The organism is Dorea ammoniilytica (assembly GCF_025567415.1).
Classification (GTDB): Bacteria; Bacillota; Clostridia; order Lachnospirales; family Lachnospiraceae; genus Claveliimonas; species Claveliimonas ammoniilytica.
The window spans coordinates 136,009-158,588 of sequence record NZ_JAOQJV010000003.1; the positions used below are offsets into that span (position 1 = coordinate 136,009).

Consider the following 22,580-nt stretch of genomic DNA (forward strand, 5'->3'; position numbering starts at 1 on the left):
TTTTTGTATGAAAAAGGGAGCCTCACATAGAAGCTCCCAATCATAACCATTGATTTTGGTTTCCTTATTTGCTTTTCCTTTTTCTGCTGATATAAAGTCCTGCCATACCTCCTGTGGAAGTTACAAGAAGTAGGATCGGCAGCCAGATATTCGTGCTGTCACCTGTTTTCGGTGCATTTGATATCTTTGTCTCTTCATGGGACTGTGGTGTATCCGGTGTGTTCGGTGTTTCTGGAACTTCCGGTTTCTCGTTTGTCAGATTGAAAGTGACTTCCACGACCGGTGTACTGTCATCTGCATAGGCAAACGTCACTTCATGCTTGCTCTGATCCAGTGTGTATCCGTCCAGTGTCTTTGTTTCCACCAGATAATACTTGATCGCCGCATCATATTTGCCGTTCTTAAATGTGGCAATCTCATACAGCTTACTTTCCGCATGACCTGCAGCATCTGTCTTTAAGGTTTCCAGAACTTTTCCCTTACTGTCACGGAGTTCAAATTCTACCCCTTTCAGTGGTTCTCCTGACGATTTATCTGTCTTATTGAGAATCACTTTTCCCTTGGCAGTATCATCTTTCATAGCCACTTTCTGGATTTCTCCGGTGTCTTTCACCTCAAACGTCACATCGGCTGTCAGAAGATATCCTTTCGGTGCCTGCTCTTCACGTAAGGTATATTTACCGATTGGCAGTTTTTCGATATAGTGTGCTTCCTCTGTGGAAGTCCAGCTCTCTACTACCTGATCATCCTTATCGAGAATCGTCAGTTTCGCACCCGGAATCTCAGTTTCTCCTGTGATATCCGTCTTACTGATCTCTACTTTTGTCACATCATCTTTCATATCATGCTTCTGAACCTCTGCTATATTCTCTACTGTAAAGGTAATACTTTCTGCAGTAACATATCCATCTGCCGGTTTTGTCTCTGTCATGGTGTATTTCTTACCAACAACCAGTTCTTTGATCACATGGGATTCTTCCGTAGAAGTCCATTCATCTACTGTATTGCCATCTGAATCCGTTACTTTCAGGTGTGCACCTGGAAGTTCTTTACCTGTTGTCAGGTCTGTTTTGGACAACTCCACTGTGGTTGGCTGATTTTCAAAAGTAAAGTCGTAGCTTACTTCTGCCTGGTCTTCTCCGGCATATTCAAAGGTAAACTCCTGTACTTCATCTGTTGTAACAAATCCGTCCGGTGCAAAGATCTCTTTCACATAGTATTTTCCGTCTATCGGAAGATCTGCCGTAAAAGTAATCTGTCCTTTTTCATCCGTTACTCGCTGCTCGATCAGACTTTCCTTCTCAAGGAGTACCTCACCCTTTGCATTTTTGATATCTTCACTGGTATAAAGACCGAAGACACCACCTGCAAGAACACGTTCTGTATCTTTTTCTTTCTTCAGAACCGTAACCTTTACTTTCTGACGGGCATTCTGCCATTTCTCATCATAAGTGATAACTGGTGTATCCTGATCACGATAGGAAAGGTCAACATATCTCGGCTCTTTGTCCAGCACATAACCATGGGCTGTTTTTACTTCCTTCACATAGTACTTGCCAGCCGGGAGATCTCCCATCTGTGCAATACCATTAGAATCTGTGGTAATGGTTCCCACTTTTTCATCTGCTTTAAAATAATCTTCGCTGACACCATCTGCCGCTTTGATATCTTCCGCAGCAAATACATCGAAAGTTACATCTGTAAGACTTCCAGTTACATATTCAAAGAGATGCTCCACAGTACCTTTTACATTGTCCAGAAGTGTCACTTTATCCAAAAACTCTCCATTTTTGTTGATGATCAGAAGTCCTGTCGGTACTTCATCTTTCATCTCTACTTTCTGAATCTCTTCGGTATCTTCCAGCGTGAACTTCACATCCATTGCTTTCAGATAACCATAAGGTGCCATTTCCTCACGAAGAGTGTATTCCTCACCAACTGTCAGTCGTTTGATCACATGTGGCTGATCTTTTACAGAAGTCCACTGATCCACAACATTTCCTTCTTTATCAAGAACGGTGAGTTTTGCCCCATCCAGTTCCACACCTGTTGTTACATCAGATTTCGTAATTTCTACTGTTGTTGGCTGGTTCTTTTTCACTGTTTTCAGTTTTACTGTCTTCACATCCTGTCCCTGGTAAGAAGCATTCAGATTCAGAACTTCATCAGAGGACACAAATCCAGCCGGTGCTTTTAACTCTTTCACATAATACTGTCCAAGTGGCAGATCCAGCGTACATACTGCAAGACCATTATTATCAGAGGTCATTTCCTGTAAGAGTGTGTCTACTTTCACGATTACTTTTCCATCTGCCTTGATATCCGCTTTGTTATAGATACCAAAGACAGCTCCTGCTACGGTTGCACCATTTTCTGCATCCTGTTTTTCTACCTGAATCGCAACTTTCTGTCGGTCATCGCCAACAGTCACTTCTTGTTCAATCACCGGTGTATCCTGATTGGCATAGACAAATGCGACTTCTGATCTGTCATGGTTCAGGACAAATCCTTCCGGTGCAGTCTCTTCTACCACATAGTAAGAACCAAGCGGCAGGTTATCAGCAACTGCTTTTCCGTCTTCCCCAGTCGTTACCGTTGTTACCAGTGCATCTTTTGCATAGATCAGCTGTCTGTTTCTGTTTTCATCTTTCTGGTAATCCGGTGTATAAATATTTTCAGCTGCATAGACATTAAATTCTGCACCCTTCAGGTATCTTTCTTCATAAACAAAATCCTTCTTGAATCCGGTCAGCATCTCACCTTTTTTATAGATCGTCAGCTTTCCTTTTACCGGATGGTTCTCGTAATCTACCGTAATAATGGCATCTCCGCTTTCAGAATCCATCTGGTATGCTGTGTTTGCATCCACTGCAATCTCTACATAATTCTTGTTGATTGTGTACCCTTCCGGTGCGTTGACTTCCTCAATTCGGTAATGTCCGATCTTCAGATTCTTCGGCATGATCAGATATCCCTGGCTGTCCGTAAAATAGGACTTGTGAGTAGTTGTCACTGGGTAAGTTGTTACCTGCTCCACATACTTCTTGTTGTCCAGGTCATATACCTTAAATTCTGTTCCTGCAATCAATACAGATTTCTTTGTTTCATCGTCTTTTTTCACGATTTTCAGTTTTGCCTTAAACTCTTCATCCAGAAGCACTCGCCAGATCTGTGGCTCGTTTGGATGATGTTCTGTGATATTCACTTCAAAATCATCGACTGGCTTGTAATTGTGCGGTGTTGTAGTTTCACGCACTATATAGCTTCCAAATGGTAATGGAATACTGCAGGCATACCCTTTTTCATCTGTGAAAATCTCAGTTGCTCCATTTTCTCCACTCACTACTGGTTTGACAGAATCAAAATCATAGCTTCCATCTGCTTTCTTTGTAAGGGAAGATTTCAGATAAACTGTAAATCCGGCTCCGGATAACAGATCTGCATCGGTCTTTCCATTGTTGGCTGCTTTGATGATCTGAAATGGCTGTTTGATGACCTGCTCACTGGAAGTGCACTCTCTTTTTACTTCTGCTGTCATATCTCCTTCATAACTGCACACAAGATCATGCTCTTCTGTATCTGCCAGGTATCCGGTCGGCGGTGTGATCTCTTTGACATAATATTTGCCAAGATATAAACCTTTTACAGAAGACTGTCCTTTGTCATCTGTTGTAAGAGACGCTACCTGTTCTCCTGCTTTATAAATAGTTCCGGTTGCTCCGTCCGGATGCACGATATCTTCACGGGCATACAGACCATAAACTGCACCTTTCAGTGTGGCATCTCCCTGTGGTACTGCTTTTCCTGTTTCTTTATCAACTTTGAATAAATTGATCTTTGCTGTCACACGGTCATTGCTGAAGGTATGGGCAAATGATACGGTTGCTTCTTTATCATTGGTGTAAGAAAACTTGAACGTATACACATCTTCTGTATTTCTTACATAGCCTTCCGGCGCTTGATCTTCTTTTACGGAATAGGAATATCCAATCGGAAGATCTGCTGTGAATTTTGCAGTTCCATCTGCTCCAGTAGTTGCTTTCTCAATCAGTGTTCCTTTTTTCACAACAACGGTTCCGTCTGCATTTCTAATATCATCGGATGCATACAGTGCAAAAATACCGCCATTCAGTGGTTTCTTTGTATCTTTATCCTGTTTTACTACGGAAACGTCTGCTTTCTGTCTTTCGTTGTTAAAAGTCACATCTGCAAATACAACTTCTTTATTCTGTCCGGCATAAGTCAGAGTCACTGACTTTTCTTCGCTGCCGTTATAGAAATTGTCCGGTGCTTTTGCTTCTTTCACCACATAGCTTCCAAGATGCAGGTTCTTCAGTGTAACAGAACCATTCTCACCTGTTGTCAGATTTTCTTTTACCAGGTCTCCTTTGCTGTACACTTTTGTGCCATAAGCAGTTACGATATCTGCCCCGGCATACACGTTATACACTGCATTTTTCTGTCTGCGGTTTTCATACTGAAATACCGTTCCATTTTCACTGACATCTGCTCCGGAAAGCACCTGTCCTTCTTTGTAAATGGTAAGCTCTGCAAGCTGTTCTTTATTTTCTACAGTCACAGAGGAAGTCTTACTTGCTACCAGTTTTACATTTGTTGCCGTTGCATTTACTACATATCCCTGTGGTGCTGTGATCTCTTTCAGATAAACGGTATCCTGTGTCTTGATGATCGTAACAGAAGATTTTCCATTCTTATCTGTTGCCGGCATCTGAGTGAGCAGCTTTGTACAAGCCTCATCGCTGTATACACCGAATACTGCACCTGCAAGATTAACATCCGCTGTATCGTCTTTCTTTACGATTTCGATCGTAGCCTGTTCAATCCAGGACACCTTTAAGCTTACATATTTTTCATCAGCGACACCTTCTCCAAACACAAATGCCAGATCCTGAACACTTGCATTCGTAGTCAGTTTATATGCTGAATAATCTTTTGTAATACTTCCCTTCATCTTTGCAGAAAAAGTAGCACTTACATCTTTTGTCTGTGTCAGAGGAGCCGAGAGATAAAACGTGGTTCCTCCTCCAATTGTTACGCTTGCACCTGCCGCACTTACATTTCCAGTAGATACATTATGAAACTTTACTCCCTTTGGTAAGTCCATTGTAATTTTCTGCTGGGAAGATGCGTTGAACTGAATGTTCTCCGTTCTCTGAACATTTCCATCTACATAAGCTTTTACATTCGGTTTGGAAAATGACATCGCTACATCTGGTATTTCCGGCTTATTCACACAATAATTATAGAGTTCTTTTGCCAAAGCCTCGCCTGTAGCATTTGTTCCATAGAACGCATCACTGCTTCCATTGGCATAAGATGCAGCCATGTGAATAATGATGAATCTTTTTCCTTCTGAAAAATCTGTGTGTTTATTCGCGAAAAAACTTTCGCTTCCTGCGGCATCTGTACCGTAATAACACACTTTTGCTAACGCGTGATTGTCTCCAATCTTTGTAATTGTATAATTTCCAGATCCAGGCCCTGGCTTAGCTGGCTGTACACAATACGCAATTGCTCTGACGCTTCCGTAGCTGATATAGTACGGCTCTGTCAGATAGGTTCCAAGATTATAATCTGCATATCTATACAGTGGTCCTTTTTCAATTGTTACCTGCTGTGTGCTTCTTGCTGAATAAGCCGAAACTGCTTCAAATGTTGCAATCTCTCCCTCTTCCATAGAATCAAGATCCACACCTTTGTCTCCTGCCTGTTCCAAAACATCGTGAAGCTCTAACCCTGATTCTTCATCATAGGTATCCTGATTCTGTGCCTGCTCTACTAAATCATCAAATTCATCAGCATCAATATCGGTAATTTCCGAGTCTGATTCTGACTCCTCCGCTTCCTCTGTCTGCTGTTCACTGCCAGCTGTTTCGGATTCGGTTACTGCTTCACTCCCTGCAGTTTCTGTCTGCGTTTCTGTTTCTTTCTCACGCACAATCAACTTTCGGCTGATCTGATACTTCGGATGCTCCTGATTTACCGGTTCCACATAATAGACCGCTTTGTAAGTGTCCGCATGATCTGTCGTAAAATCCTCATCCTTGTCGTTCTTTGCTTCCTCAAATGTGACTTTAACCTTGTCATCATCCTTGATTTCCAGTCCTGTGTAGTCTGATTTCACATCAAATACACTGCCTGTTTCAATTTCATAATCTTTGGCAGTCACCACTTCATCTTCATCCAGAAAATCTTTCACATCCTCATAAAGTGGAGGTTTTTTCTCTGGCTGAATCTCCGCTGCATATGCAGTCATCGGAGATAACACTGTACTAAGCATTGTCATGCCTGCCAGCAATCCAGATACTACTTTCCTAAAATTACCTTTTTTCTTCATGCTAAGGTCCTCTCTTTCATAATATTTGTATGAAAACAGACAGTCCTTAGACTGCCTGCAATACACTACTTATCGTTGTGGGAAAATCAGATTGAACTGCACATTCCCCTCGCCGGGATCAACCATTTCCACAGTTGCTTCATACTGTCGCCCTGTTTTTTTGGATACCAGATCCTTATAATGGATTTTTCCTTTAGCCAGGAACTTCTTTGCTGCCGCCTTATCCATCTTTTTCCCCTGGCTTGCAAGGAATTTATCATTCTTCCACAAGGTAAAAGCACAGTTCCGGTCAGAACAGTAAAAGTTTACTTTTCCTTCCCTGACATCTGCTCCACAGCGGGGACATTTGCCAATGACTTCTCCTTTTGCTTTTCCCTGAAACTGCCCTTTCTTTTCTTCTGAAATACCCTGATATCTGGCAACCAGTTCCTGCATCAGCTCTGTAATCCCATTTAGAAATTCATCTGCGGTCTCTGTATTCTGGGCAATGTGATTCAATGCCATTTCCCACTCTGCTGTCATCTTCGGAGATTTAATCTCATCCGGCAGAACCGTAATCAGTACATTGCCATCATCTGTCGGCACCAGATTTTTCTTTTCCCTTTTCACAAAGCCAGACTGAATCAGTTTTTCAATGATTGCTGCCCTTGTTGCCGGTGTGCCAAGTCCTTTCTTTTCTGTATCTCCGGTCAGTTCTTCATTCCCTGCACGTTCCATTGCAGAAAGCAGGGTATCTTCTGTGTATTGTTTCGGTGGCTGTGTAAAATGCTCCGATACAAAAGAATCACAAGGGCCGTAATGCTTGCCTGCCCAGATATCCAGCTCCGGCTCTTCTTTCTCAATCTTTACGCCAAAGAACTGTTTCCATTTATTTTCGATCGCCTTGAATCCTTCCTGCTTTGTTTTCTTTGCCGTGAGATAAAACGTATGATAATTACAGGTAATCTGACATTTATGGCTCTCATAAATATAAGGATCTGCGGTTGCCGTCAGTACCCTGGCACTGATCAGATACAAAATCTTACGGTTTCGTTCTTTCAGTTCACCAATATCTGCTTTGGCTACTTCCATAGTCGGGATAATCGCATGGTGATCAGATACTTTCTTTGAATTTAATACCTTACTCACGTCTGGCTGATATTCCAGACCTTCAACATAAGGCATTTTCCCAAGTAACATCTGAATCAGAGTTTCTGTGCTTTCTTCCATCTCATCTGTCAGATACTGGCTGTCTGTTCTCGGATAAGTGACAAGCTTCTGCTCATACATCTCCTGCACGGCATCCAATGTCTGCTGTGCGGTATAGCCAAACATTCTGTTTGCTTCCCTCTGAAGAGTGGTCAGATCATAGAGTTTTGGAGGGCGTACCGTCTTCTCTTTCACATCATCCTTTTCCACTTCGCACATCCGCTCCAGGCAGTCCGCAGCCACTTTATCTGCATCCTCTTTTTTCTGAAAATGCTCTGTAACCGCATCCATATCATCAAACTTGATATGAGCCATATAATATTTTTCTTTGGTAAATTCCTTGATCTTCTGATTTCGATCCACGATCATGGCAAGTGTTGGTGTCTGCACTCTTCCGACTTTCAGATTCTGGTTATACAGAACGGAAAAAAGACGGCTCGCATTGATTCCCACCAGCCAGTCTGCCTTTGCCCTGCAAAGTGCTGACTGATAGAGACTGTCATAACACGAACCGTCTTTTAATGACGCAAATCCATCTTTAATTGCCTGTTCTTCCATGGAAGAAATCCAGAGCCGCTTCATCGGCTTTTTGCATCCTGCCTGCTCATACACCAGGCGAAAGATTAACTCTCCTTCACGTCCTGCATCAGTAGCACAGATCACTTCATCTACATTGGAATCTCTCATCAGTTTTTTCAAGATTCCGTACTGCTTCTTTGTTCCATCCAAAACCTTGTGTCTCCAGCATTCCGGCACAATCGGCAGATCTTCATATCTCCATTTTTTATATTTTTCATCGTATTCCGATGCATCGCATAATCCAACTAGATGTCCTATGCACCAGGAAACGATATAACCGTTTCCCTCCACGTAGCCATCTTTTCTTGTTCTGGCTCCCAGTACCGAAGCCAGTGCCATCGCAACCGATGGCTTTTCTGCAATCACTAATTTCATTTACTCCTACTCCTCTTCTTCATCTTCCAGTACATCATCATTGAAATCTTCATCTCTCAGGATTTCCGGTTCTGCACTTTCTTCCTGCTCATCTGCATCGTCTACTTCCCGTTTTTCTGACTCTGAATCTTCGGATTCATCTTCATCCTCTTCCATCTCATCCTCGTCATCATATTCATGCTTTGGTTTATAGACTTTGAAGTAATATCCTCCTGCCGCAGCTCCGACTGCAACCAGTACGATCAAAAGATACGTTCCAAATGAACTTTTATCTTCCGGCATCTGGATGTCATCCTCTACCTTATATTTCTCGGATGACTCTGTCGTTTCCGGTTTTTCTTCCTCTGCTTTTTTCTCTGGTTCTGCATAAACAGTATCTACTTCCGGAAGTGTCACTGAATTAGAAAGTGTGAAGTTCATCAGATCTTTCTCACTGACTTCGGTAAGGAAATACACATTATCCTGAGATTTTGAATTATCAATAATCAGATAGAAAATCTTACCACTCTTTGTTGAAATGGTATAAAACTCTTTTGTTCCTTCCGTAGCTGTTTTTGTAACGGATTCTGCCGTCTCGCCTTCTTTATTAAGCTGTTTCTCAATACCTGTTACTGTCCGATCATCCACGGTCCCTTTTGCATCTGTCGGCTCAGAAGCCTGTGCATCCTGCGGAAGCGGAGAAGTCGTTGTTTTCTCAGTTCCCGTTGCATCTGCACTGGTCGTAGTTGCCATTGCACCATTGCTGTCACTGGAAGTTTTCTGTTTCTCTGCCTGCTTCTTTGCCCATTCATAGTAAGGATTCTGCAACACATACTTTTCAGAAGTATTTCCAGCACCGTCTGTTACCGTAATCTCAATCTGTTTTGTAGTAAAATCTTTCTGTGTCAGTTGCACTCTCAGCATTCCATCCTTCAAGTCTGTATAAGTGGTGCCATTGACTGTTACCGCAGTAATCCCGGATACTGTATCATTCCCCTGAATCGTCAGCACACCATCTGTCAGAGAAGCAGAAAGTGTCGGCTTTTCCGTGTCATAACACTTAATAGAGCGATTCTGCTCATAGACCTTTCCCTCACCATCTGTCACACGCACATACACTGTCTGATTTCCAGTGATCGTGATACTTCCGCTTCCGGTTACATCCTGCCAGCTTCCATCTTTTCCTGCTTTCGCTTCAATCTTTGCTATTGAGAAACCTTCCGGCATATGGCTGGCATCTACCGTAACAGCAATGGTTGTTTCTCCCTGTTTCCAGCCATCCGGTTTCTCAATCGTAATCGCAGGTGTGGTATTCTCAGCTGCATAAGCAGTCTGTGTCTGGAGCAAAGGTGTTGTCAGGCAAAGAAATGTCGTTGCTGCAAGCAAGCCCTTTTTTACCCTGCTTTTAGTAATTGTTCTCTTCTTCTGTTTCATTTTTTCCAGATTCATCATCGGCTTTTGTTTCCTCCTTCTGTATTTCCACCCTGCCGGGCAGTTCATTTTTCATTCTCTTTTTGAAAGCTTCCAATTCCGGAATACTCATATCCATTGCACGGATAATTCTTACAATTTCCAGATTTTCCGCTTCTGTTTTTGCAATCTCCGCAGCCTTGAACCGCTTTAAGTCTGCTTCATATCTGGCTTTGGATGCTTCCATTTTTTCCTTGGCTTTCTCATAATCCGCCGTTGCTTTTTCAAGACTTTTCATCGCTTCTCCTTTCCGGACGGCTGATGCAGCCGCCCTTTTTTCTTACCATCGTCCAAATCCATAGAAATGGCTCTGCCAGTATGGTGAATTGATGGACGTGTACTGCACCGGATGACCGCAATGGATCATCTGACCATTGCCTACATAGATTCCAATGTGCGTTACCGGAACTCCTGCATCATAAGTGCCTGTAAAAAAGATCAGATCTCCCGGCTGTGCTTCTGACTGAGATACCGGCGTGCAGATGTCATACAGTCCCTGTGCAGTCAATCTTCCTGTATTCCTTACACCAGAGTTTGTCAGGCAGTAACTTACAAATCCAGAACAGTCAAATCCACTTGGAGAATATCCACCCCACACATACGGTGTTCCTAGATATCTCGCTGCTTCGTTCAACAAACGCTGTGCCGCTTCACTGGTGTATTCATTGCCGCCAAAGCCTGCCCCTTCTCCAGTTTCCAGATAAAAGATCGGGTTTAAGCGCTCTCCATTTTTCAGAAGTTCAATATGAAGATGGCTTCCTGTAGAATTTCCAGTATTTCCTACAAGACCAATCTCATCACCTTTCGTGACGGATACACCTGCAGATACACTCCGGCTACTTAAATGTGCATACCGCAGTTCATAGCCTTTACTGTCCTTGATCACAACATAATTGCCATAGCTGTCGTTATAAGCAGAAGTTGTAACCGTTCCGGTCAGCCCTGCCATTACTTTTGTTCCCTCCGGCGCTCCGATATCCATACCATTATGAAGCTGATTTGCTCCTGAAATTGGATGAATCCGATATCCATAATAACTTGTCACACTGGAATACCAGTTAAAATCAACCGGTGTCGCAAACATCTGTAAATTACCTTTCGTATCGTTATAGACACTGAACAGTTCTTTCTGGAAAAATCCCAGCCTGTCCTGACAGATCGACATCAGATTTCCGCTGTTTAAGGTGACATTCAGCACATCTATATCTCTTGTCCTGGTCACTTCCACTTCCTGGCTTCCATTATCATCTGCCAGATAGCATTCCCAGGTCTTATGACCATGTGCGGATGCTGCCGCATGACTGTCATAATAGACATCAAACTGTACACCGTATCTTGCGAAAGCTCCGGTATCTTCTACCGTATATTCGACACCATTCATGACCACCTTTGTTCCCATTGGAACAAACGGATTGGAAGCATCTACTGCTAAGGTATGATTGGCTGTTGGATATGCTCCACTGGCAGTCGGTCCTCCACTCCAAATACCACAACAGATTGGACAGTTACAATATCCGCTTGTTACAACCTGTCCCAACGATTCTCCAACTCTTACTGTTGCTGTCTCTGTCACAGTTTCATTGACTGCTTCAGTAGTCAGATGATATTGCTCTACAAACAATGCATCCAGTTCAGGCTTGACCTGTTCAAAAGTAAACTCCTCATACTTTGCTGACAGATAACTGATTAGGATAAACGGATCATGCTCAATAGGTCCGATGTTATATCGGTATTCCTCATGTCCCGATTCTTCAGACTCCATGTTGTTAATCCGCTCCTGCAGATTAGCTTCCAGCTGTGTATAATACAGTTCCGCTTCCCGGATTGCTTGATCCGATGACAGATAACTGGTTCCCGTGTAAGTGATCACATTTTGTAAAAACACTGCAGAGCATGACGTGACATTCGTTATAATCAGAAACATCAATCCGATCAGAACTGCCACACTGATATACACCTTCCGGTTTTCTTTAAAGAAGTTGGTGACCTTACCGCCAATCTTCTTAATATAATCAATCGTACCTTTTGTAGCTGTTCCTACTATCTGTTCACTTCGCTTCGCTTTGGCATAATCCCGTTTGATCTGTTGCTTCTGAATCTGTTTTTTCAGCTTCTTCTGCTCCTGATGGGATGCAGCCTGTGCCTGTTTCTCTGCCTGTCTCTCAAGTCTGCTTCTTTTTCTGGATGCCCACTGTTTCCTGCGTCTGGCACTTCTCTGTTCCAGCCGGTAAACACCTTCGCCGCTTTCTTCTAACTTATGGGCACCTTCTACCGCCGCATTATCGTCTTCATTTTTGCTAATCTCACGGTGTAATGCTACGGAAGTTGCACTTCCTGCTTTCTTGACAACAGAAGTTTTTTCTGTTTTCACAGATTCCCCTTCACCAAACTTCAAACGGGATTTTTTCTTTCCAGGAGTTTCTCCTTCATTTGCCTGATAGACCTGTGCTTTCTTGGAATGCTGCTTTGCTTCCTTTTTCTTTCTTGCTTCTTCATAAGAAAACTTTTTGGCTTTTTCCTTCTGTTTCTGATGGCGGAAATTGACTCCATCCGTATCCATCTGGTTCAATTTCTCCATATCTTTGTCATTTTTCACAGAAGCACCAGTTTCCTCATAAGCAAACTTCAAACGTTGTTTTTGTTTTGGCTTTTTGCTGCCACCTGTCTGATTTCTCCGGCTGTCTCCTCTGTTTTCTGATAGATCAGCACGTTTTTCTTTCAGTCTCCCTGACTGTCCGGCTTCGGATTTTTCTGCAAGTCTGGATTCTTTTCCGACTTCAGCACGGATTCTTTTTCTATTTTGCTGTTTACTACTCTGTCCCAAATCCTCACTTTGCTTCTCTGTCCGTATCAGTTCCGGTGCATCCCTGGATTTTTGCACAGAGGGTCGAATATTTTTCCCACTCCGTTCAGACTGGCGGGGAGACTTATCCACAAGGTTTTCTTCTTTTTCCCCCTGTTTTCTTCCCATCTGCACATCACCGACACGGTTACTGACACGAACAGAAGATTTATCTGTCAGGTTTTCTTCCACCAGCCCATCCTTGGTCATCTTCTGGACTTTCTTGTCCCTGACTTTCATTCTCTGTTCTGCCACTACTTACTCCTCCTTCTTCGGATACCCTTTCCCTGCCTGTAATAAGCAGAGAAAAGCGATGCCGAAAACAGCACCGCCACTAAAAGTTAATACATATGAAATTGCTCGTAACATTGTTTTCTCCTTTGATTTAACCTGCTTCGGAAGTCTCCTCTAAGCGGGTTGTCATGATTTTATAGAGGGAATTCTTCGGGAATCTGTCTACAAATGGGATAATGACATTTCCATAGAACAAAAGTCCTTCCCCCTCATTACTGTTGGTTACATAGGACAGCTGGGTTGGTGAGATATTCAGCTGTTTTGCCAGAATCTGCCTGTCTCCGGAAGCCTGATTGAGCATATAAATGAAGTCTGAGTTTTCAAAAATGTTCTCAATTTCCCTGGAAGACAGCAAATCCTTAATATTCTGGGTGATGCCAGTTGGAATACCACCCCATTTACGGAATCTCTTCCATATCTCCACACTATAAGCTGCGGTCTGCTCTTCCTTCAAAAGAAGGTGGAACTCATCCACATAATATCTGGTGGACTTATGGGCAGAACGGTTCATCGTTACCCTGTTCCAGACCTGATCCTGGATTACAAGCATCCCGATTTTTTTCAGCTGCTTACCAAGTTCCTTGATGTCAAAGCATACAATGCGGTTATTGATATCCACGTTTGTCTGATGATTAAACACATTCAAAGAACCTGTAACATAAATCTCCAATGATGTGGCCAGTCGCTGTGCTTCCGGTTCTTCCTGTTTTCTCAGAAGATTATATAAATCCTCTAGGATTGGCATCTTCTCAGGTACTGGATCGGCAAGGTATTCCTGATATACTAACCGCACACAACGGTCAATAATGGTCTTTTCTACCGGCTCCAATCCATTCTTTCCTCCAACAATCAGTTCACACAAAGACAGAATAAAATCTGCTTTCAGTGACAGTGGATTGTCTTCCTCGGAATAATTCAGATTCAGATCCATTGGATTGATATACTGGTCAGATACCGGCGAAACTCTTACCACCTGCCCATGCAGCGCCTGCACAAGTGCCGAATATTCGGCTTCTGGATCACAGACAATGATATCGTCCTCCGTAATCAAAAAGCAGTTTGTAATTTCCCTCTTTGCTGAGAAGGACTTACCGGAACCTGGTGTACCAAGAATCAGTCCATTCGGGTTCTTCAGACGTTTCCGGTCAACCATGATCATGTTGTTGGATAATGCATTCAATCCATAATAAAGAGCTTCCCCTTCCTGAAACAGTTCCTGTGTCGTAAATGGCACGAAGATCGCCGTTGAAGATGTGGTAAGCCCTCTCTGAATTTCAATTCGATTGACTCCAAGCGGAATACAGGACATGAGTGCTGCTTCCTGCTGATAATCCAGCTGTTTTAAGGAACAGTTATATTTCTGTGCGATCCCCTGCACCTGGAAAATATTATTATCCAGCTTCTGACGCTTCTTTGCGGTATTCATTACCAGAACTGTCACAAGGAACATTCTCTCATTTCTGGACTGCAGATCTTCCAGCAGATTCTTTGCCTCTTCGCCATAAGTCACAAGGTCCGATGGAAGCACGTCCATATCATAACCGGAACGTACCGCACGCTTCTGCTCTTCGATCTTCATCTTATCAAGATCAGAAATCTTACTCTTGATCATCTTGATTGCTGAACTCTGATCAATGGACTGGATATGAATGTTGACATTGATGCTGTCATCCACATCCAGAAAATCTGCAAGCATCCGGTCTGTCAGCTCCGGTGCAAGAATCTGAAGGTAACTCACACTTCCCATCGTTCTTCCCATCAAAAATGTCTGATTCTTGGAAAAGTTAAAGGAAGTCGGTGCAATAAAATCTTTGGTCTTTAATCCGGTTTCCGGAAGCATCTTGTACTGGAACTTAAATGGTTCGATCCGATCCTGGTTGAACACATGATACAGAATCTCCAGCCTTTCCAGTCCATTCAAAGAATGTGCCTGTGCTCCCAGAACCTTAAAGTTATTTAAGATATCTGTTTCGATTCTTTCAAGCCTTGGTCTTGCTACCTTCAGACTTTCTGCTTCAATTCCAAAAGTGATATACTTCGTCTTTACCAGACCATTATTTCCTTTGGAAAGCTGATTTTTCAGCATAGTACGGTATTCTTCACGAATGGCATTGAAGTCATCGTTCTGATCCGGAATGTCAATGCTTTTCTCAAATTCTGCCACATCCACCTGCTGATTGATAAAGGACAGCTGCACACTGATGGAAGAATCAAAGTAATTTAAAAAATCACAGTAATTCTCAAATATCGTGGTCTTATCCTCATTTAAAGCAAGCTGATAATTGATGTCATAAAACTGAATCGTCTTGGAGAAAAAGGTCTTTGTCACCTGGCAGATACCATCCTGCAGCATCCGAATATACGGAATACTCTGCTGTGCAGTTGTAGGAATGCCTTTCTGTTTCCTACGGTCCCGTTCCTGTTTCTTTTTACGCTTTTCCTGTTCTCTTTCTTTTCTGCTTTTTTTGTTTCTTCTTTCCTGACGGTTTCTTTTTTCCGCCAGGGACAGACGCTCCTGCTGAGCCTCCTGCTTTGTCTTTTTTGCCATCCGGCACACCCTCCTTTTTTACAAGGGTGGAAATCTCCTGATAAAAATTTTCTGTCTTATATGGTCTTACTGCCGGACAGATAAACTTCTGTCGAATCATATTTGCCACCACTTTTTCAAAGGGAAGCCCGTCTTTTTCATACATTGCCATGAAGAAAAACGGAAGCATGACCGTTACCATCAAAATGGCAGCGATACTGGAACCGATTGGTTTTCTCATGAACAGATAAAACGGAATTCCCACAACTGCGGCAAGTGAAAAGAAAATCAACTGCCGCTTTGTCAGATTTAACGCTACTTTTGTTTTGACCTTGGTAAGGTCTTTTGGTACTGGTACATACGCCATGGTATGCGCTCCTTTCCTGCCCGTTAGTGGGCATTGAATATCGATTTGCTAAGGCTTCCGGTCTTGAATAATGAAAATGCAAGAATCACGGTATAAGCCGCTACTGAAAACATTGCTGCATGAAGGTCACTGGATATGGTCATTGCATTTACTAAAACTGCATAAATTCCCACACAGACCATCATGAAGAATCCCTGAAATGCCAGTGCGAACAAGCCTTTTAAATAGTTGTTTCCGATATTGCCCCATTCCTTATTGGTCATGGTGGCAAACGGAATTGGTGCTATGGAAGTATAAAGGTAAATTTCTATCATTCTTCCGTACAAAATAACGGTTATGATGATCGACAGAATCCGCATGGTAATACTGATCAGCAGCGTTTCCATGGATAGCAGGAACAAATCCCCTAACTCCATATCCTCCAGGGCATCCACAATTCGTGTAATTGCTTCTGTTGCATCCACCGCAGTGTTTCCTGATATCACCCCGGCGGCATTGTTGACCACATGCTGGCCAACGTCAAAGACCGCCATCGTGATATTGAACGTATTTGTCACCAGATAAATGGCTACATACGCTTTGAAGATCCAGAGAAAAATATTGTAAGTCTCAAATTCATGGAAATTGTTTTTCTGTGTTACCATCGTGATCAATTCATAGCACAGGACAAAGGTGATGATCAGTCCCGCAATGGGGACGATCACCGTTTGGGATATATTCTGGATCAGATTAAAAATCCCTGCATTCCATCCCTGCGGTGTCTGTCCCACCTGCCCGGCTATGGTTCCCACCTGCTCATTGACAGACGTGAACATGTTATCCAAACATGACTTGATAAGTCCAATCAGGATATCCTTTATCGCTTCCGTAATTCTCTCAATGATGGTGTTCATCTACCACTCCTCTTAAGAGAACAATGTTGCCAGCTGTGGAATCAGGGTAGTTCCCAGCAGCATGATTCCGGCACCAGCCATCAGCTGTTTGATGCCCTGGCTCTTAGCGCCGGGATTGTCATTTCCATATCCTTCCAGAAGGTTTACGACACCCCACACACCAAGACCTGCGCCGATAGCGACTACAAGAGTTTTTAAAGTTGTAATTGCGCTGCTAAAAAATGCCATATATTCATAAACCAAAACTGACTTCTTTCAGGTGTTTACGGGAATGAAAAAACACCGACTAAAAAGCCGGCGCACCTAATGTCAGTTATTCCTTTCCTCATTATTTTTCGTTCATTCCCAAGGTTACTCCGACAGTTCTACATGAATCACTTCCACCTCTTCTTCGGGTTTCGGTGTGTACTGTGGATTTAACTCTTTCTCTACTTTGTACCGGTTCTTCTCGTTTTCATCTGCAAGAAGCCGATAGTTTTTGTGTTTCGTGATATCATATTTATCCGAAAAAAATGGTCTGGCACCACGGATCTGCAGGATACATTTTCCTCCATCCATGACTGCAATCTCATCTTCCGTCATCAGCTGTTTGCCTGTTTTCTGGTAGTTCAATCCAAAGGACTTCTGATTACTCCTCGTCTCCGAAGTGTTATACAGGTCAATGGTTTCCTTCCCCAGAAGCTCACTCATTTCCTTTAAGGTGGTTTTCTCTTTGCCACCAAGAAAAAGTGTAGTATCACAGTTGCCCAAAATGGTATCTGCACTATCCTTATACATTGCCTTTAGCTGACTCTGGGACTGCAAAATAATAGAAGCAGAGATTTCCCTGCTTCGGATAGTTGCGATCAGCTTGTCAAACTGAGGAATCTGCCCGATGTTGGCAAACTCATCGGCGATGACACGCACATGCACCGGAAGTCTTCCACCATATTTATCATCTGCCTTATCGCAAAGCAGATTGAAAAGCTGTGACTGTAACATGGCAATCACAAAGTTAAAGGTTGTATCTGTATCAGACATGATCAGAAACAAGGCTGTTTTCCTGTCTCCGATCTTATCCAGTTCCATTTCATCGTAAGACATGATCTCACGAAGTTCTGCGATATCAAATGGGGCAAGTCTGGCTCCACAGGATATCAAAATACTTTTCGCTGTCTTTCCAGCCGCCATTTTATATTTTTTATACTGTCTGACCGCAAAGTGCTGCGGATCTCTTTCTTCCAGCTCCTGGAACATCATATCCACAGGATTCTGGTAAGTTTCATCCTCTTCACGGGTTTCGCTTTCGTTCAAAAGATCCAGAAGGGTATTCAGGTTCTTTTCCTCTTCATCCCCTTCATACCAGATAAAAGCAATCAGTGCTGTGTACAGCAATTTCTCTGCTTTCACCCAAAAATCTTCGGAAGCTTTTTCCCCTTCGCCTTTGGTATTCACAATGATTGTTGTCACCAGCTTCAAGATATCTTTTTCAGACCGTATATAGGCAAATGGATTGTAATGAAGCGATTTGGAAAAATTGATGGTATTCAGAACCTTAATCACATAGGGCTCATGAACTACTTTTCCAGACTTATCTTTCATAATATTTCCATTCTTATCTTTCTTAGGCGGTCCCTTTGCTAACATCTTCCCGCACTCCTCAATGAGAGTGCCCTTTGGATCTGTAATGACCATGGAACAATTCATCTGCATGACCGACGGTTTAACGAAAAATCGTGTCTTACCGGAACCACTACCACCGATGACCACGATATTTTTATTTCTCGCATACTTCGGCTGCTTTGGTCTGCTCTCCATAGCCAATGCTTCTGTTGCTGTCAACGGAATATTCATCCAGGGATCATCTGACATATAAGGCTTGATATCCTCTGCAGTTCCCCATCTGGCTGAACCATACTCGATTCCCTTCCGAAGTTTCTTTGCATCTGACTGTTTCTGCCAAACCAATAATTTCAAAATAACTGCGACAGTAACTCCAACCAATAGATCTCTCAGGTCAAAGCTCAACAGAATCCCTGTAAAGATCCGATCTGCATGTTCCATCGCATATAATAGTTTGTTCCCCATATCTTCTCCCGGACTGTTCCGGTAAAGAAAAAATGCCCGGTCTGCATAGAAAGCAGCCAGAGCATAAGGAATATTTGTAAGAACCAGTTCCTTTTTATCCAGGGCGGACAGCTTACCCCCGATTTTATTCTTCCACTTCTGCATCAGAGTTTTGCAGCTTTTCTTTTTCATCGACTCTGCTCCTGATGCCGGTTCTTTACTTTGTCCTTCGTCTTCTTTGGCATCATTGCCCGGTAAGCTGCAAGACGCTTATGAATGGAAGGTTTATTCGCTTTTTGAATCTGTTTCTGGGAAAACTCACGGAAAGCAGCATTGAGTGCATCCTGATCACGTCCCTTGAAGAATACCAGATAAACCGGAGGCTCTTTGCTCTTGTCTTTTTTCAGAGCATAATTGATCCCGTATTTTCTGGCATACCGTTCAAAGGACTTGATATTCTTATTTGTGATCTCGATATTGACCATCCCGGCATTCTGTTTTGCCAGCTCTTTTACCGTGACCTTTCCCTGTTTCGGCTGATTTTTCTGTGCTTTCTTCTCTACTGATTTCTGCTTCTGATGACGCAGATACGCAACAAGAACCTTTTTCAACAGGTCTGCCGTAATCTTAGTAGCCCGAATACAGAACGTGACCGTTTTCTGAGTTACCTCTTCCTGCATGCCTTTTCCCTCCTTTCAGCGATTCAACTGCTGTCCAGATCTGTAATCATGGCAATCACCCCCTTTAATGAAAAAAGACAGATTAACCGGTAATCAGGTTCTGCACCTGTACGAGTTTTTCTGTCCCTTCTTCTTTTCTCTTATCTTCTCCACCACAATAGATGGGAACACACATTTCAAGTATTCTACTGTAAATACGCTGATGGGCAGTATCCAAATCTGTGGATTTCATTTCATTCAGTCCCAGATTCGTTGTTACGATCAGCGGAAGCATTTTACAATAGCGGCTGTCTATCACATTATAGACCTGCTCCAAAGCAAACTCGGAATTTCGTTCTATTCCTAAATCATCAATAATCAGCAGCGGATAATCCACAAGATTTTGTATAATCTGGTTCTTATCTGCCTGATAGCTGGTCATTTCGTTTAAGATCCTGGAAAAATTCGTCATCATGACACGTTCTCCCTGTTCCAAAAGTGCATTTGCAATACAGCCTGCAAAGAAACTTTTCCCGGTTCCAACTGGTCCCATCAGAAGCAGTCCTACATTTTTTCTCTTCATATCTGTCCAATTTTCTACATACTGCCTGACGATTAGTATCTTCTGGTTGCTTCCATTGTCATTTTCAAATTTCCATTCCCAGAATCTTCTTTCCCGAAGTCCGACTGACTTTCTCTGATAAAGCAGCCTCTGTGCTTCTTCCCGCTGCATCTTCTCATCCAGTTCCTGCCTGGCTTTTACCTCGCATTCGCACAAACAGGACACTACATGCTCAAATCCCATCAGACTGACTTTCATCTGTTTTCTTTTTCCACAGATACCACAATGAAGACATCCCTCTTCATCCAGATAATCTGCTGTTACTTTATTTTCCATCACAGGCTTTCTCCTTCCTGAAATTCATATTTGTCCATTCCTGCCCTGGCTCCATCTCGTTCTGCCCAAAGACAGATTGTTGCAAAATGATTCTGATACTCTTTTCCACTGGATTTCATATAAACAGAAAGATGATCAATCCGTTTCTGGTAGTCCCACGGAAATAAAGTCATCAACTCCTGCAGTTCCGGTTCCGACAGAACAACATTTTTGAATCTCCCATACTGACTGAAATTTTCTTCCAAAGCGTGAGTGTTGCTCTTACTCTTATCAGTATGATTCTTTTCTGTCTTATTTATCTTAGTATTACTTCCTTCCAGATTCTTGCAGTCCGGACTTCTATTTTTTTGCTGCCCGGACTTCCAATTTCTTGCTATCCGGATTTCCAACTCCTTGCTATCCGGACTTCCAGTTTCTTGCAATCCAGAATGAAAATATCTGTCTGGCTTTCCTCTGACCCGTTTCACAAAATTTTTCACATATATGACAGAGGGACGGTTATTTCCCTGCCGGTAACGTTCAATCAGTCCAATTCCATGCACACTGTCAAGTTCATAAAGGAGCTTTGTTACAGTCGTATGGGACATCCGCAAAAGATCCTGCAGTTCTGCAATCGTATAAATGATATAGACATAACCGTCACTGTCAATCCAGCCATTTTTCTTTGATAGACTGATGCGGTCTAAAAGGATTCCATACAAGAGTTTTGCATCTGTGGAAAGACTCTGAAATTCCTTTTCTGTAAACAGGGCTTTCGGTATTCGGAAAAAAGAAAACTGGTCAGATTCTTCTGCTCTGAAGTATTCAAAATCTGCCATAATTTATTTCCTATTCTTCCATATTGTTGAAGTCATACCCTGCTGCACTTCCTGTGCCATGACACAATTCATCAAGCACATAATTGAACGCATTCACCGCTTCTTCCAGATAAATTTTCCTTGCCTCTTTATCACACGCATACATATCGGCAATAAATCCTTCATCATTTCCTATTGCGTGTACCAGAGTCTCCAAAACTTTCATAAATTTCTTTTTTGAACACTTTTTATGCTGCCTATTCACATACTTCTGAATGTCCAGTACTCTATCAGCATTTTCCTCATTTTCTTCCAGGATTCCAAATGCCAGGTCCATGCCAAATTCATAGCCATCACAGGAAATCTGATCAATATCAAGCTGTCCAAGCTCATCTCGATAATTTCTTTCTTCCATTGAAGTCAGTGGTGTCTCATATTCATCCAGATATCCCATATCCGCAATCGTTTCCAGAATATCTCTGGATGCTTTCACCATCTTGTCCATGATAATTTCTCTTTCTTCCATCGGCATATTTGCCATAATGCTGTCTAATGTCATCATTGATTCTTTCTCCATCTCATTTTCATAAATATCATTGATATAAAAGTGTTTCGCCTTTCCATTGTCTGAAATGATACGCACCAGATTTCCAACCTCCACCAGTTCCTGTACTGCCTGATCTACCCCATATCTGGTCGTATTCAGGTCTTTTTTCATTTCACTTTTCGGATAGATTACAAATAAATCCCCTTCACCATCTACCCAGCCATTCTGCACCGCAAATTTTAAGCGATCCAGAAATAAGCTGTATAAAATCTTTGCTGTATTTGACAGATTTTTGTATTTTTCCATCTGGAACAGCATCTTTGGCACCTGCAGACAATCTACCGGCATATACTCCATCTTACTCATTGATTATTTCCTCCTTCTGTTTGTACAGCACTTCAGCTGAATTGATATTGATTTCCAACATACCCACAAATACCTGATAATACAGCAGGCATATCTGTTCATCCTCCCTTGCCAGATACAATCCTTCCAGTTCATTGGACGGATGTTTCATTCCATATACTGCCTGACAGATATCATGGATTTTCTCACATTCCACACTCCTCAGATGCATCTCCAAAGTGTGGTTAAATCTCTGCCAGTCCTCCAGTTTCTGATTTACTGACATCATGCACTGGAACAGTTCTGCTGCTTCACATGCTGCTGACAGCACTACATTTTTGTTATTGATACTTCCATCGGCATTTTTCATATGCTCTACCATATACGCCTGATCTACTGAAACCATCTTTTAATCC

General features: G+C 42.5%; 15 protein-coding genes. All 15 read right to left on the reverse strand.

Going from position 1 to position 22,580, the window contains the following annotated elements:
* Positions 1-64 precede the first annotated feature (64 nt).
* A complete protein-coding gene (locus OCV65_RS04280) occupies positions 65-6,358 on the reverse strand; it encodes a SpaA isopeptide-forming pilin-related protein (protein ID WP_055057310.1) in 6,294 nt (2,097 codons plus the stop codon).
* A 69-nt stretch (positions 6,359-6,427) separates the two neighbouring features.
* The gene (locus OCV65_RS04285; RefSeq protein ID WP_055057309.1) at positions 6,428-8,500 is read right to left on the reverse strand and encodes a DNA topoisomerase 3; all 2,073 of its coding nucleotides are present in this window, start codon (positions 8,498-8,500) and stop codon (positions 6,428-6,430) included.
* A 6-nt stretch (positions 8,501-8,506) separates the two neighbouring features.
* Entirely contained in the window at positions 8,507-9,931 is a 1,425-nt protein-coding gene (locus OCV65_RS04290) for a CD1107 family mobile element protein (RefSeq protein ID WP_330377030.1), read from the reverse strand.
* Complete coding sequence (locus tag OCV65_RS04295) at positions 9,885-10,187, reverse strand: DUF4315 family protein (RefSeq protein ID WP_008688068.1); 303 nt, start codon at positions 10,185-10,187, stop codon at positions 9,885-9,887. Before OCV65_RS04295 ends, OCV65_RS04290 begins: the two co-directional genes overlap by 47 nt.
* Before the next feature lie 42 nt (positions 10,188-10,229).
* Entirely contained in the window at positions 10,230-13,031 is a 2,802-nt protein-coding gene (locus OCV65_RS04300; protein ID WP_055057348.1) for a CD1108 family mobile element protein, read from the reverse strand.
* A 145-nt stretch (positions 13,032-13,176) separates the two neighbouring features.
* Complete coding sequence (locus OCV65_RS04305) at positions 13,177-15,633, reverse strand: VirB4-like conjugal transfer ATPase, CD1110 family (RefSeq protein ID WP_172677497.1); 2,457 nt, start codon at positions 15,631-15,633, stop codon at positions 13,177-13,179.
* Positions 15,515-15,979: a PrgI family protein gene (locus tag OCV65_RS04310; protein ID WP_055057308.1), complete on the reverse strand. Its 465-nt coding sequence runs from the start codon at positions 15,977-15,979 to the stop codon at positions 15,515-15,517. Before OCV65_RS04310 ends, OCV65_RS04305 begins: the two co-directional genes overlap by 119 nt.
* Positions 15,980-16,002: 23 nt before the next feature.
* Positions 16,003-16,872 carry a VirB6/TrbL-like conjugal transfer protein, CD1112 family gene (locus OCV65_RS04315; RefSeq protein WP_055057307.1) on the reverse strand — a complete coding sequence of 290 codons (870 nt, stop codon included), beginning with the start codon at positions 16,870-16,872 and terminating at the stop codon, positions 16,003-16,005.
* A gap of 12 nt (positions 16,873-16,884) precedes the next feature.
* A complete protein-coding gene (locus OCV65_RS04320; RefSeq protein ID WP_017144663.1) occupies positions 16,885-17,100 on the reverse strand; it encodes a Maff2 family mobile element protein in 216 nt (71 codons plus the stop codon).
* A 123-nt stretch (positions 17,101-17,223) separates the two neighbouring features.
* On the reverse strand, positions 17,224-19,083 hold the full coding sequence (locus tag OCV65_RS04325; RefSeq protein ID WP_330377032.1) for a VirD4-like conjugal transfer protein, CD1115 family: 1,860 nt from the start codon (positions 19,081-19,083) through the stop codon (positions 17,224-17,226).
* Positions 19,084-19,106: 23 nt separating this feature from the next.
* Positions 19,107-19,598: a PcfB family protein gene (locus OCV65_RS04330; RefSeq protein WP_055057305.1), complete on the reverse strand. Its 492-nt coding sequence runs from the start codon at positions 19,596-19,598 to the stop codon at positions 19,107-19,109.
* Between the two features lie 82 nt (positions 19,599-19,680).
* Entirely contained in the window at positions 19,681-20,475 is a 795-nt protein-coding gene (locus tag OCV65_RS04335; RefSeq protein WP_055057304.1) for an ATP-binding protein, read from the reverse strand.
* Positions 20,475-21,293, reverse strand: a complete 819-nt coding sequence (locus OCV65_RS04340; RefSeq protein WP_055057303.1) for a replication initiator protein A — start codon at positions 21,291-21,293, stop codon at positions 20,475-20,477. Before OCV65_RS04340 ends, OCV65_RS04335 begins: the two co-directional genes overlap by 1 nt.
* A 10-nt stretch (positions 21,294-21,303) precedes the next feature.
* On the reverse strand, positions 21,304-22,185 hold the full coding sequence (locus OCV65_RS04345) for a replication initiator protein A (RefSeq protein WP_055057302.1): 882 nt from the start codon (positions 22,183-22,185) through the stop codon (positions 21,304-21,306).
* On the reverse strand, positions 22,178-22,570 hold the full coding sequence (locus tag OCV65_RS04350; RefSeq protein WP_008371496.1) for a hypothetical protein: 393 nt from the start codon (positions 22,568-22,570) through the stop codon (positions 22,178-22,180). The genes OCV65_RS04345 and OCV65_RS04350 overlap by 8 nt, the downstream gene beginning before the upstream one ends.
* Between the last annotated feature and the right edge of the window lie 10 nt (positions 22,571-22,580).